This window comes from Streptomyces sp. NPDC002092 (assembly GCF_053593775.1).
The window spans coordinates 153,584-166,586 of the sequence record NZ_JBSFDG010000012.1 but is presented as its reverse complement, the minus strand read 5'-3'; the positions used below and the strand labels follow the sequence as shown (position 1 = coordinate 166,586).

Annotated in this window: 14 protein-coding genes; 10 read left to right on the top strand and 4 right to left on the bottom strand. The window is 70.4% G+C overall.

All coding sequences use genetic code 11. The features are described 5' to 3' along the window. Positions 1-2 precede the first annotated feature (2 nt). Positions 3-3,122, bottom strand: a complete 3,120-nt coding sequence (locus ACWCRD_RS27420; protein ID WP_450968434.1) for an FAD-binding and (Fe-S)-binding domain-containing protein — start codon at positions 3,120-3,122, stop codon at positions 3-5. 65 nt (positions 3,123-3,187) lie between these two features. Next, positions 3,188-3,712: a MarR family winged helix-turn-helix transcriptional regulator gene (locus ACWCRD_RS27415; RefSeq protein ID WP_450968433.1), complete on the bottom strand. Its 525-nt coding sequence runs from the start codon at positions 3,710-3,712 to the stop codon at positions 3,188-3,190. A 144-nt stretch (positions 3,713-3,856) separates the two neighbouring features. Here ACWCRD_RS27415 and ACWCRD_RS27410 point away from each other — a divergent pair, with 144 nt between their 5' ends. Then, entirely contained in the window at positions 3,857-4,372 is a 516-nt protein-coding gene (locus ACWCRD_RS27410) for a YceI family protein (protein ID WP_450968432.1), read from the top strand. A gap of 6 nt (positions 4,373-4,378) precedes the next feature. Here ACWCRD_RS27410 and ACWCRD_RS27405 read toward each other — a convergent pair whose 3' ends face one another. Beyond that, on the bottom strand, positions 4,379-6,118 hold the full coding sequence (locus ACWCRD_RS27405; RefSeq protein WP_450968431.1) for a hypothetical protein: 1,740 nt from the start codon (positions 6,116-6,118) through the stop codon (positions 4,379-4,381). Positions 6,119-6,352: 234 nt separating this feature from the next. On the opposite strand from ACWCRD_RS27405, the gene ACWCRD_RS27400 reads away from it, so the two are divergent. The 4 genes from ACWCRD_RS27400 to ACWCRD_RS27385 all read left to right on the top strand — a co-directional run bounded on the left by ACWCRD_RS27400 (position 6,353) and on the right by ACWCRD_RS27385 (position 9,008). Further along, positions 6,353-6,742: a cell division protein SepF gene (locus ACWCRD_RS27400; protein ID WP_450968430.1), complete on the top strand. Its 390-nt coding sequence runs from the start codon at positions 6,353-6,355 to the stop codon at positions 6,740-6,742. 75 nt (positions 6,743-6,817) lie between these two features. After that, on the top strand, positions 6,818-8,017 hold the full coding sequence (locus ACWCRD_RS27395) for an ATP-binding protein (RefSeq protein ID WP_450968429.1): 1,200 nt from the start codon (positions 6,818-6,820) through the stop codon (positions 8,015-8,017). Further along, positions 8,014-8,340 (top strand): nucleotide pyrophosphohydrolase, encoded by a 327-nt coding sequence (locus tag ACWCRD_RS27390; protein ID WP_450968428.1) that lies wholly within the window; start codon positions 8,014-8,016, stop codon positions 8,338-8,340. The genes ACWCRD_RS27395 and ACWCRD_RS27390 overlap by 4 nt, the downstream gene beginning before the upstream one ends. A 197-nt stretch (positions 8,341-8,537) precedes the next feature. Continuing rightward, complete coding sequence (locus tag ACWCRD_RS27385) at positions 8,538-9,008, top strand: DUF6099 family protein (RefSeq protein ID WP_450968427.1); 471 nt, start codon at positions 8,538-8,540, stop codon at positions 9,006-9,008. A 24-nt stretch (positions 9,009-9,032) separates the two neighbouring features. Here the strand turns inward: ACWCRD_RS27385 and ACWCRD_RS27380 are convergent, their stop codons facing one another. Then, a complete protein-coding gene (locus ACWCRD_RS27380; protein ID WP_181922541.1) occupies positions 9,033-9,197 on the bottom strand; it encodes a hypothetical protein in 165 nt (54 codons plus the stop codon). A gap of 238 nt (positions 9,198-9,435) precedes the next feature. Between ACWCRD_RS27380 and ACWCRD_RS27375 the strand changes: the two genes are divergently transcribed. The 5 genes from ACWCRD_RS27375 to ACWCRD_RS27355 all read left to right on the top strand — a co-directional run bounded on the left by ACWCRD_RS27375 (position 9,436) and on the right by ACWCRD_RS27355 (position 13,002). After that, positions 9,436-10,359, top strand: a complete 924-nt coding sequence (locus ACWCRD_RS27375; protein WP_450968426.1) for an LLM class F420-dependent oxidoreductase — start codon at positions 9,436-9,438, stop codon at positions 10,357-10,359. 223 nt (positions 10,360-10,582) lie between these two features. Further along, on the top strand, positions 10,583-10,726 hold the full coding sequence (locus ACWCRD_RS27370; RefSeq protein ID WP_450968425.1) for a hypothetical protein: 144 nt from the start codon (positions 10,583-10,585) through the stop codon (positions 10,724-10,726). A gap of 85 nt (positions 10,727-10,811) precedes the next feature. Next, the gene (locus tag ACWCRD_RS27365) at positions 10,812-11,264 is read left to right on the top strand and encodes a helix-turn-helix domain-containing protein (RefSeq protein WP_450968424.1); all 453 of its coding nucleotides are present in this window, start codon (positions 10,812-10,814) and stop codon (positions 11,262-11,264) included. Positions 11,265-11,380: 116 nt separating this feature from the next. Further along, a complete protein-coding gene (locus ACWCRD_RS27360) occupies positions 11,381-11,860 on the top strand; it encodes a hypothetical protein (protein ID WP_450968423.1) in 480 nt (159 codons plus the stop codon). Next, the gene (locus ACWCRD_RS27355) at positions 11,857-13,002 is read left to right on the top strand and encodes an MAB_1171c family putative transporter (RefSeq protein WP_450968422.1); all 1,146 of its coding nucleotides are present in this window, start codon (positions 11,857-11,859) and stop codon (positions 13,000-13,002) included. Before ACWCRD_RS27360 ends, ACWCRD_RS27355 begins: the two co-directional genes overlap by 4 nt. The last annotated feature ends 1 nt before the right edge of the window (position 13,003 follow it).

Here is a 13,003-nt window from a genome sequence, read left to right as displayed (position 1 = left end):
CCTCACCGCCGCAGCAGGCGGGTCACGCCCGCTGCGGCGGCCGCCGCGCCCAGCCCCACCCCGGCCAGGGCGAGGGACTGGGCGCGGCGGCCCGGCGGGGCCGGCCGTACGCCCGCGCCGACGCCGTAGGCGCTGCCGTGCGCACCGTCGGGCAGCGCCGAGGCCAGCAACTCCGCGAGGTGCACCGCCTCGTGGCCGCCGCTGTCGAACTCGTGGACCTGGGTGCGGCAGCTGAAGCCGTCTGCCAGCAGCACCGTCGCCGGGTCGGTCTCGCGCAGCCGGGGCAGCAGCACGCGTTCCGCGCAGGCCTCGCTGACGTCCAGGTGACCGCGTTCGAAGCCGAAGTTGCCGGCCAGACCGCAGCAGCCGGACTCCAGTTGCTCCGCGTCGACGCCCGCCCGGCCGAGCAGTTCGCGGTCGGCGTCCCAGCCGAGCACCGCATGCTGGTGGCAGTGCACCTGCGCCAGCGCCCGCGCCGAACGGTCCGGCACCTGCGGGGGCTGGTAGCCGGGGGAGTGCTCGGTGAGCAGCTCGGCCAGCGTCACCGTCTGGTCGCGGAGCCTGCGCACGTCACGGTCGCCGGGGAAGAGCTCGCTCATGTCCGAACGGAACACGGTGGTGCAACTGGGCTCCAGGCCGACCACCAGCCCGCCCGCCCGGACATGCCCGGCGAGACGACGCACCGTGCGGCTCAACACCCGCTCGGCCATGGCGAGTTGACCGGTCGAGATCCATGTCAGGCCGCAGCACAGCGGCTCCCGCGGCAGCTCGACCCGCCAGCCGGCGTGCTCCAGCACCTCCACGGCCGCCTGCCCGACATGCGGGTGGAAGAAGTTGGTGAAGGTGTCCGGCCACAGCAGGACACTGCCGCGGGACCCGTCGCCGTACGTCTCACCACGGCCTGCGAACCACTGCTGCAGCGTCCGCCCCGCGAACAGCGGTATCTCCCGGTTCTCGACCCCGGCGGCCGCCACGGCCGCCCGGGACAGCGGCGGGGTGTGGGTGAGCGCGTTGACGAGTGGCCCGAGCCTGGCCCGGCCGACGGCCTGGGCGACGGCCGGCAGCCAGCCCATGGACAGGTCGGAGCGGGGCCTGTGCCAGGGCCGGCCCTCGTAGTGGTGCGACAGGAACTCCGCCTTGTAGGTCGCCATGTCCACATCGGCCGGACAGTCCTTCTTGCAGCCCTTGCAGGCCAGACAGAGGTCGAGCGCGTCCCGTACCGCCTCCGAGCGCCAGCCGTCCCGGATCGCGCTGTCGCCGTGCCCGTCGAGCATCTCGAACAGCAGCCGCGCCCGCCCCCGCGTGGAGTGCTCCTCCTCCCGGGTCACCTGGTACGAGGGGCACATCACCGAGCCGCCCTGGTTGGTCAGCTGCCGGCACTTGCCCACGCCGACGCACCGGTTGGCGGCCTCGGCGAAGGAGCCCCCGTCGTGCGGGAAGCGGAAGTGCAGGTCACGGGGGGCGTACGGGGCCCAGTCGCCGCCCAGGCGCAGATTCTCGTCCAGCCGGTACGGCGCCACGACCTTCCCCGGGTTCATCCGGTCGAGCGGGTCGAAGACCGCCTTCAGCCGCCCGAACGCCTCGACCAGCTCCTCGCCGAACATCCGCGGCAGCAGCTCACCGCGGCTCTGCCCGTCCCCGTGCTCCCCGGAGAAGGACCCGCCGAACTCGGCGACCAGATCGGCCGCCCGTTCCATGAACCGCCGGTAGGTGGCCACCCCGTCGGCCGAGTACAGGTCGAAGGGGATCCGGGTGTGCACACAGCCCTGCCCGAAGTGGCCGTAGAGGCTGGGTCCGGTGTCGCTGAGATACCCGAACTCGTCGTAGAGGCGGCGCAGTCGGCGCAGATAGTCGCCGAGCCGCTCCGGCGCCACCGCCGAGTCCTCCCAGCCCTCGAAGGTGTCGGGCCTGCCCGGGATGTGCGCGGTGGCGCCGAGGCCGGACTCGCGCACCTGCCACAGCTCCTCCTCGTGGGAGGGGTCGTCGAGGAAGGCGACCTCGGCGTCGTGCTCGGACTCGTGCAGCCCGTCGAGCATCCGGTGCGCCCGCTCGTCGGACTCCTCAAGGGTGTCCCCGCCGAACTGCACCATCAAGAAGGCGTTTCCCTTGGGCATCTGGGCGCGGGCCTTGGGATTGAGGTGCTTGATCCGCTCGTCCTTGATGAGCCGCGCGTCGACGCCCTCCAGCGCCATCGGCTCGTACGGCAGGATCGCCGGTACGGCGTCGGCGGCCACGGAGATCTCCGGGAACCCGAGGACGACCAGCGTCCGTTCCTTGACCACGGGCACCAGCTCCAGCTCCGCCCGCAGGACGGTGACCAGCGTCGACTCGCTGCCGACGAGCAGCCCCGCGACGTCGAAGCCGTGCTCGGGCAGCAGCGAGTCCAGGTTGTAGCCGGAGACCCGGCGCGGGATGTCCGGGTAGCGGCGGCGGACCTCGTCGCCGTACCGGTCCCGCAGGGCCCGCAACTGCCGGTAGAGCGCGGCCCGCAGATCGCCCTGGCGCTCGATCTCGGCGTACTCCTCGTCGCTCGTCTCACCGCACCAGAACCGGGTGCCGTCGTAGAGCAGCACCTCCAGACGGGCGATGTTGTCGACGACCTTGCCGGTGGCCTGCGCGGTGGCGCCGCAGGAGTTGTTGCCGATCATGCCGCCGATGGTGCAGTTCATGTGGGTGGCGGGCTCGGGGCCGTAGCGCAGGCCGGTCGGGGCGAGCTGCCGGTTCAGGTCGTCGAGGACGATGCCCGGCTGGACGATGCAGGTGCGGGCGTCCGGGTCCACGGACTCGAGCCGGTGGCAGTACTTCGACCAGTCGATCACCACGCCCGCGTTGGTGCACTGGCCGGCGAGGCTGGTCCCGCCGCCGCGCGACAGGACGGGCGCGTCGTACTCGCGGGCGACGGCCACCGCCTCCGCGGCCGCCTCCGGGGTGCGGGGCACGACGACGCCGATCGGGGTCTGGCGGAAGTTCGAGGCGTCGGTGGAGTAGGCGGCCCTGCTCCCGGCGTCGAAGCGGACTTCGCCGTCGACCCGCTCACGCAGCGCGGCCTCGAGGCCCGCCGTGTCGACCGGCGGCGCGGCTCCGCTGCGGACGACGGGTTCGGGCAGGTCCAGTGCGCCCATGGATCCCTCCTGCGATCGCCGGCACGGGACCGCCGAGTACCCAGGAGGGGGCGGGTCAGCACGCGCTAGGTGTGCTGTCCGGGCTTCTCGGCGAGTGCGGCCTCCTTGGCCAGCTCGGGCAGCAGGCCGCACATCGCCTCGTGCTGGTCCGGGCCCATGACATGGGTCAGGGCCCGGGTGACCGTCGAGGCCAGGGTGCCGGAGGCCTCCTCCAGGAGCCGGCGGGCCTTGTCGGTGAGGGCCACCTCGATGCCCCGCTTGTCGCCGCAGACCGACTGGCGGGTGACAAGACCGGCGTGCTGGAGACAGGCGATCTGGTAGGTGAGCCGGGTCTTGGGGCGGCCGAGCAGCTCCGCGATCCGCGTCATGCGCAGCCCCGTCCTGGGCTGCTCGGCGAGCAGGCACAGGATCAGGAACTCGTCGTGCGAGACATCGAGGCGCTCCTTCACGACCGACCGCAGTTCCTGCTCCACCGCCCCCACGGCTCCGAGCATCACCATCCAGGCCCGCAGCTCCTTGGGCAGCAGTCCGCCACCCTGCGCGGACGGGCATTCGGGCAGGTCGGTGGGGTGCTCCTCGGGGTCGGCCATGGTTCGAGTCTACCCGTTGTTCAATTTTGGACCGAAGGGTTGTCCAGATTTGGATAATGGTCTACGGTCGTAGTCATCCAAATTTGAAGCACTTGTTCTCCCTCAGATCCCCCGGATCCCCGCTCACGCTCACTGGAGAAGATCATGACCGTCGCCGTCGAAACCGGTGTCTGGCAGCTCGACGCCGCCGCTTCCACCGTCGCCCTGCGCCACAAGACGATGTGGGGCCTCGTCACCGTCAAGGGCACCTTCGACGCCGTCGGCGGACAGGGTGAGGTACAGCCCGACGGCTCCGCCACCGGCACCCTGACCCTGGACGCCGCCACCCTCGACACCAAGAACAAGAAGCGGGACGAGCACCTGCGCTCGGCCGACTTCTTCGACACCGAGAACCACCCCGAGATCACCTTCGCCGTCCGCAGCGCGAAGGCGGGCGCCGGCGACACCGTCGAGGTGTCCGGTCAGCTGACCGTGCGCGGCATCAGCCGCCCGCAGACCCTCACCGCCCGCCTGTCCGGTGCGGACGCCGACGCGCTCACGCTGGACACGGAGTTCACCGTGGACCGCGGCGAATTCGGCCTGGGCTGGAACCAGCTGGGCATGATCCGCGGCCTGACCACGGTCGCCGCCACCCTCCGCTTCGTGCGTACGGCGGCCTGACGCGCGTCAGCGGGTGCCGCGCACCCGCAGGTGGAGGTCCATGCTGGACAGCGTCTGCGGGCTGGGCGTGAAGACCCGCAGCCGGAGCCGGCCTTTCGGCCCCGGCAGGGTGAACTTCCCGTCGGGCGCCCGGAGCACATAGTCGGCCGATGCGTGCGCGGGCAGGGTGGCCGGTCCCTTCAGGACCGTCCAGTACTGGCGCAGGCCCTGGCCGACGGTGAGCATGAAGTGCGGTTCCAGGGCGCTGTCGTCCTTGTTGGTGACCCGCAGGCTCAGCCGGCTGAGGACGTTCGCGTCCGCCGCCGTCCGGCGCACTGAGGCGACCTCCATCCTGAGCGGCGGCTTCCCGGTGACCGCCACGATGGCGCTGACCAGCGCAGGGGCGACCAGCAGCGCGGCCGTCGCGGTCAGCGCCGGGCGCCGGCGGGGGCCGGTCAGCAGACGCGGGCGCGGCTGCCAGGCCCGTACGAACTCGGACGGCGGTGCGGTGATGGCGGTCGCCAGCCACAGCGGCGTCATCATCAGGTAGTAGCCGTCCTGGGACCGGGTCGCGAAATAGAAGGCGCACCAGGGCAGGACGGTAGCCGCGGGCCCCAGCCGGCGCATGAACAGGATCAGCAGCCCGAGCAGGGCCGCGGCCAGCAGCATGCTCGCGTGCCCGTACCAGTCGACCCGGTCGCTGCCGTTCGTGTAGTACAGGGACACGCCCACGAGGCCCTGCCCGTGCAGCGTCGCCCCCTGGGTCAGCGGCAGCGCGATGCCACCGATCCAGCTGCTCGGCTCGCTCACGACGAAGTACGTGTTGATCAGCAGCCACACGGTCGCGGTGATCCCGGCGATCCGCGCCACCACCAGCGTCGCGGCCCGTCCGCCGAGCTCGCCGCGGCGCACCGCGTAGATCCCGGCCAGCAGGAACGGCGTCAGGAACCAGGGCAGCTGCTGTGCGGCACACGCGGCACCCAGGCATGCGGCCCGCGCGACACCGGCCGCGCCGAGCCGCCCGCCCTGCCCGATCCGCGGCCAGCGCACCACCACCGGGATCAGCAGGGCCAGCGCGATGATCGCCGGGTAGCCCTCACGGCCGTAGGTCGGCAGAAACCCGAAGCCCAGGCACGCCATGGTCGCCGCCGACCGCCACTGCACGGGCAGCATCCGCCACAGCACGACCGTGCCGACGATCAGCGCGCCCGTGCTGACCGCCGTCGCCGGGGCGCCGCCGTGGCCGATCCACAGCAGGGGTGCGGTGAGCAGCGGGGCGAGCGGGGGATAGCCGTAGGTGTAGTCGTAGCCGCCGTCGAAGGTCGTGGTGAGGGCGATGCCCTTCTGGAAGAGCCAGGGCCACGGATGCCCGTAGACGGAGTGGCCCGCGACCAGCTCCTTGGCGGCCTGTGTGGTCAGCACCGCCTCGTCCGAGCCGCCGTGGTTCATGGCCCAGGCGCACAGGGCGAGGACCACGGCGGTCACCAGCACGACCGCGTCGAGCCGCGCGAGCGACCGGGCCCGGCGCACGACGAGCGCCAGCACCCCGCACGCCAGGATCGAGGCGTAACACACCGAGATGACGGCAGCCACGGCCGGCCGGTGACTTGCCGCCTGCGTCCACACCGTGCGCGTACCGATGAACAGGCTGACGTTCGCCAGCAGAGTCAGCACGCGATGCCACTGCGCGGGGGGTTCCGGTGCGGCGGACACCGCCGACTGCGTCCGCCGGCCGGGTGTCACCAGCTGGGTTTCTGCCAAGTGCACGTCGGGGCACGTTAGTGGCGCCCGGTGAGCAGTACGCGGCCGGAGGTGAAGAATCCGGTGTGAGGCGGGTAAGAGGCCTTGTTCGATCAGGAACCGGCTCATACCTGACCGGTTCTCGTCGCCGCGGAACGGTTGTGACGGTCGCGGACCGTGTCGCTGTTGGGCCGAACGGGTGACTTGGCGTAAGAATTGGCTGGTGCAGGCAATGAGTGCGAGTCAGTTCGGGGGGAGCCGGTGAACAGCCACGACGTCACCGATGAACAGTGGGAAGGGCTCGCCCAGGTCGTGCCGCTGCGCGGACGCGACGCCTGGCCGTCCGCGGTGGACCACCGCGCGCACCCGGAAGCCCCGACGGAGGCCCGGCGGCGTTTCGTCGTCCTCAGGGTCAATGTCTTCGCCGACGCCCGAGAGGTCGCCGAGACCCTGATGGCAGGCGTTCCCGTCCTGCTCGACCTGAGCGGGGCGGAGGCCGAGGTCGCCAAGCGCGTCCTGGACTTCAGCACCGGAGTCGTCTTCGGCCTCGCGAGCGGCATGCACCGCGTCGACCGCAACGTCTTCCTGCTGGCCCCCGCGGACACCGAGGTCACCGACCTGGTGGAGAGCGCCTCGGTGGCCGGCTCCTGACCCTGGTCCCCCGATCGTAGGAAGCTCCCGACGCCGTAACGGTTCACCTTCCGGGCACGGTCCTACGGTCCGGACATGACCGTGTCATCCGTGCCGCCCGCGCCGAACTCCGATACCTCGTCCCCGCTGCGCACCCTCGCGGAGCGCCCGCGCCCGGACCGGCCCTGCGTCACCGAGCTGCGGCTGTCCGCCTTCGCCGGACACCGGCGGGCCGGGTTCGTGCTCGGGCCGGTCACCCTCTTCGCCGGGGGCAGCGGCTGCGGGAAGACGAGTGCGCTGCGGGCGTACGAGGCACTGGCCCGGCTCGGTGGCGGCGCCGAGGTCGGGGTGGTGTTCCCCGACGCGGCCGACTGCGTGCCCGAGCGGGCGCGGCCCGATGCGCAGCGGCGGCGCGGTTTCCGTATCGGCTGTACGGCCGACGGGCCCGAGGGGCCGGTCCGGCTCGACGTCGCCGTGCAGGCCGAACCCGAACTGCGCATCGTGGGCGAGCGGCTGACCGCGGGCGGTCTTGTGCTCCTGGAGACCGCCCTGCGCGACCCCTCCCGCCGGACCGTGCAGGCCGCCTGGCACACCGCGGGCTCGGCGCCGGTGACGCGGGCGCCGCTGCCCGACGACCGGCTCGGCACCGCCCTGCTGCCACTGCGGGTGGCCGGCAAGACCGACGGACAGCGCCGGGTGCTCGCCGCCGCCGAACAGATGGTGGTCGCCCTGCGGTCCGTCTTCGCCTGCGATCCGCGCCCCGGGCGGATGCGGGCCCCCGCCCCGCTCGGCTCCGGACTGCTCCTCGGTGGCTGCGACAACCTCGCCGACGTCCTGTGGCGCACCCGCGCCGAGTGCACACGACGACACGCGCTGCTCGTCGAGGCGGTGCGCGCCGGCTGCGCGGGGCCGGTAGCCGACGTTCTCGCCGAGCCGCTGGGCGACGGGACGGTGCAGGCCCTCCTCGACCGCGGCGACGGTTTCCGGACGGCTCTGCGGCGCCTGGGCGACGGCGAGTTGAGATACCTCGCCCTCGCGCTGGTCCTGCTGACCGGGCCGGGCGTCCTGGAGGTGGACACCGCAGGCGAGGTGCCCGCGGCCATGCAGACGCTCACCGTCCTCGCCGACGGCTTCGACCGCTCACTGGACCCCCGGCAGCGACGGGAGCTGCTGCGGCTGGCCCTGCGGACCGCAGACCGCGGCCACATCCGCGTCGTGGCCGCGGTCAGCGACGCCTCGTGGGCCGCCGGGACGGCCGGGCAGGAGCCCCTCACGGTGGTACACCTGGAGCCGTGACCGATCATCTCGACGTGGCGAAACTGCAGCGCAGGCTGGCCGACTTCGCCGCCGCCCGCAACTGGCGGCAGTACCACACCCCCAAGAACCTCGTCGCCGCGCTCAGCGTGGAGGCCTCCGAACTGGTCGAGATCTTCCAGTGGTTGACGCCGGAGGAGTCCGCCCGCGTCATGGACGACCCGGACACCGCGCACCGCGTGACGGACGAAGTGGCGGACGTGCTCGCCTACTTGCTGCAGCTGTGCGACGTCCTGGACATCGACCCGCTCGTGGCGCTCGACGCGAAGATCGACCGCAACGAACGGAGGTTCCCGGCGCCGTAGTCGAACAGGGCGGCCTTCGGGAGTGGTTCAGTCCACTTTCACTCTCCGGAGTCAAAAACCGGCCCGAAACCGATTTGTTGTCCACAGATTTCGGTCTTCCTCTGGCTATTCGTCCCGCACGCCCTCACTCTGGGTAGTGGACAACGGAGTTCGGGCGGACGTGCGGGCAGCGCGTCCAGACAGACGGGGGCAGCGGCATGGACGCTGTGCGGCTCATCGTGACGAGCAGACGTGCCCTTGCAGGGAGCGGCGACGCTCCGGAGACCATGACCGAGGTGTGGCAGGCGCAGGCCCTGGCGCAGGCGATAGGCAGCCGCCTCGCGGTCTCCGGGCCGCCCGAACTGCGCGGCGAGGCACTGGGGTTGACGGAGCTGGCGGGCCGGGGCTGCGGGGTCCTCGACAACCCGCACCTCGCCACCGAGGACCTGCGCGCGGCCCAGCTCACCGACCTGGGCGACGCCCGCCAGGCCCTGCTCTGCCTCGGCGGCCTCCTGGGCGAGGTGGGCATCGCCCTGGTGGGACTCGCCTGCGCCGCGGACGACGAGAGCACCTACTGGCAGTGCATGGAGGCCATCGACGCGGCGGACGAGTCCAGGGACCGGGTCCGGGAGATGCTGCGCAGACTCGCGGACCGGGAAGAGGCGTTACCCGAGCGGGAGGCGGGTTAGAACGGCCCCGGGGGCCCCGGTGTCTCAGCCGGCCTCGCTCTCCTCCGCGCCCCGCCCCGCGGACTGCAGATCCGCGTCCAGGGCCGACAGGTCCGCGTTCAGCGCCGCCATCAGCTCCTCCATCTGCTGCAGCAAGCCCTTCGGCCGGCCGGTGCCGCCGCCCTGCTGCGGCACGGACTCTTCGGACATGACGGCCTCCTCGGCCCCAGGCCCCCGCCAGGAGGCCGATCGGGTGACATCCCGGCGACGGCCGCCGGCGCGGGTGCCGGGCGGTCCGGCTCCGCACGAGCCAACGACCACCACCGGGGCGGGTCACTGGCGCGGGTGTGGACCAGCCCGCCGATGAGGGATTTTCACCCGACCGTGGACGGGAGTGCCCGGAGGGACCGGTGGGGTTGACCGGCACCGTTGCATGCAGGATGGAGGTATGGATCTTCGCATCTTCACCGAGCCCCAGCAGGGGGCCTCCTACGACACGCTGCTCGCGGTGGCCAAGGCCACCGAGGAGCTGGGGTTCGACGCCTTCTTCCGCTCCGACCACTATCTCCGCATGGGCTCCGTGGACGGCCTGCCCGGCCCCACCGACGCCTGGATCACCCTCGCGGGACTGGCCCGCGAGACCAAGCGCATCCGCCTGGGCACCCTCATGACCGCCGGCACCTTCCGTCTGCCCGGCGTGCTCGCCATCCAGGTCGCGCAGGTCGACCAGATGTCCGGCGGCCGCGTCGAACTCGGCCTCGGTGCCGGCTGGTTCGAGGAGGAGCACAAGGCGTACGGCATCCCGTTCCCGAAGGAGAAGGTCGGCCGGCTCGAGGAGCAGCTCGAGATCGTCACGGGCCTGTGGCAGACCAAGGTCGGCGACACCTTCGACTTCCACGGCAAGTACTACGACCTCACCGACTCGCCCGCGCTGCCCAAGCCCGCCCAGGAGAAGATCCCGGTCCTGGTCGGCGGCCACGGCGCGACCCGCACCCCGCGGCTGGCCGCGCGGTACGCCGACGAGTTCAACATGCCCTTCGCCTCGATCGAGGACAGCGAGCGCCAGTTCGCCCGGGTCCGCGCCGCCGCCGAGGAGGCCGGCCGGCGACCCGAGGACCTCGTCTACTCCAACGCCCTGGTCGTCTGCGTCGGCAAGGACGACCAGGAAGTCGCCCGCCGGGCCGCCGCGATCGGCCGCGAGGTCGACGAACTGAAGGCCAACGGCCTGGCCGGCACCCCGTCCGAGGTCGTCGACAAGATCGGCCGCTATGCGGAGACCGGCGCCGGCCGCCTCTACCTCCAGATCCTCGACCTGGCCGATCTGGACCACCTGGAGCTGATCTCCGCCCAGGTGCAGTCGCAGCTGTCGTAGCAACCGCCGTAACGACCCCTCGTAGCAATAAACAAGGGCGCAGGTCGGCCGCCGTATGCGAAGGTGAGACTGTCGTCCTGCCGAGCCCCCAGGATCACCACCTGGGGGCTTTCGTGCGTACGTCGCCCAAGACCGTCCGCCTGTCGGAGAGTCTGTCTCCGCATGTTCCTGACCTACGGTCTCTTCGGCGACGCAGTACCAAGCGGGCCCGCACCGCACACAGGTGACCCGCTCGAGCTCGGGTTCCGTCACCCAGCAGGCGGCCACGTCCCAGGGCACGGCGACGACGGCCGTCGACGCCTCCGGCAGCTACGCCTACGCCGGGGACAACCGCGACCATCACTCCGTGCGCCGGCGCGCCGGGTGACCCTTTTCAACTGACGTAACTCGGCTACACTTTGCAGGTGTTCACCTCAGTGGAACCATGTCGGGGTGCGCAGCAAGGAGGCTCGATGACCCACGAAGCCGACCACAGCCTGGCGGACAAGCTCAACAGGCTCTTCGCGGCCATCCGATCCGAAGCCGGCCGCGAGTACAGCAATGAACACGTCGCGGCTGCAATCAGAGGCAAAGGAGTGACGATCTCCCAGAGTTACATCTGGCAGCTGCGCAAGGGCATCAAGACCAACCCGACGCTGAGACACCTTGAGGCACTGGCCGATTTCTTCGGAGTCGCGACAGCCTACTTTCTCGAGGGTGAGGCCGGTGATCGCATCACGCAGCAGTTGCAGCAACTGACCGAGGTCCAAGCACGTTTGGCTGAGGATCCTGCCGCGAGCGACGTGAAGCTCATGGCGATGCGAGCCGGCGAGTTGTCCGCGGACCGCCGTAAGCAGGTCATGGATCTCCTCGACGTCGTCTATCGCCTGGAGCAGGCCGAGCGGCAGAAACCGCCTGGCCAATGACTTGATCCCCTCTCGCTGCGCAACCACACCGTGTTGTATGTGTGACACCGGACCATGACCAGGAACACCGGGGGAACACCTTGCGCGAACGGAAGCTGCGCCGACACTGCAGGCGCATGCTGCAACAACTCGACATACAGCCACCGCTGAAAGTCGAAGTCCTGTGCCGACTACTTGGGGAGCAGCGGGGACGCCCTATCCGGCTGATGCCCTATCCCTTGCCGGTGCCCGGCCCGTTCGGGCTGTGGATCGCGTCGGGTTCGGCCGACTACATCTTTTACCAGCTCGAAACCAGCAAAGTTCACCAGGACCACATCATCCTGCACGAAATCGGCCACATCATCGCGGATCACAGGGGTCCGGAGTCTGATGACGAGTTCTTGAAGAGGCAGTTTCCAGACCTGCCAACCGACGTCATCAGAAAAGCACTTCGGCGTTCCTCCTACGAAGAGGCACACGAGCGGGAGGCTGAGCTGGTCGCCACCATCATCCTCGAATGGGCCTCCGTTCTGGACTTCGTCGACTCGCCGTCGTCCACAGACCCGACAGTCGGCCGGGTCCAGGCTGCGCTCAGCGATCGGCAGGGATGGCAGTGATCGCGATCACACTGTTTGTCGGCGCGGCCTTCGTCCTGATCGTAGGCTGGAAAACCCGTCAGCTCATCAGAGCCCCGCACGACGCTCCATTGCGTGCAGTCACGTTGTGTCTGATATGCGCGGCTGCCTCTTTCGGTCTCGCTCTGTCCCCTTCGGCTCGCGTCATCCGCTCTGTCGGCGGGGTCGGAGCTCCGCGGCTGGTGCAGAACATCTTCGTGTTCTGCATGGTCTTCTGGTTGATGTGCTTCTACCTGTACTCCGCGGCCGATTCCGAACGAGGACGAGTGCGTGCGCGCTGGGAGGCACTGCCTCTCGTGGTCACCATCCTGGGCACCTCACTGGCCACGATTGCCGCCGCCGGACAGGACACGGGAGGCGACTACAAGACTGTCGACATGCGGGTTTCCGGCCTCGCGGTCTTCTATCTCCTCGCCGATTTGTATCTCGTCTACGCCCTGACCATGGCACTGCTCTGGACCCTGCGTTGTCGGCGAGCATCCCGGGGCCCCCTGGCCGCAGGCCTGCGGCTCATCGGGTTCGCGCTCGCGACCATAGCCGCCGCCAGTGCGATCCGCGCCGCGCTGACGGTGGTTCGCTGGCGTGGCGGCACGGTCTCTCCCGGAATTACGAAGATCTCCGGACATCTCATTGGAGTGGCGATCGTCCTGTTCGTCATCGGAATCGGCTACCCGGCTGTCCGTACCCGACTGTCGGTTATGCGCCTGCGTCGGCACCGACGGAGGGCGTACCACCGCCTGCAGCCATTGTGGAGCCTGCTGCATGAGGCGTACCCGCAGCATGCCCTGCACCACGACCGACTCAGCCCACGCGGACTTCTGAGGCGGCCGCGAGGGGTGGACCGTCGCTACTACCGTCGCGCCATCGAGTGCCGCGACGGCTTGGTGCGCATCAGCCCGTACCTCGAGCAGACAGATGTGACAGGACCCGTCCAATCCGATTCGGCGGCCGATCTTCTTGCGGACCGGTTGCGTGCCGCTCTCAAGACCCAGGCGGAAGGCCGCGAAGCTCCATACAGCGCGGCTGCCGTGGCCGTACCGCAGACCCAGAACTTCGACGAGGACGTCCGACAGCTCGTCATGCTCTCGGACGCGCTGGACCGCCGAACATCCCGTGACACCTAAT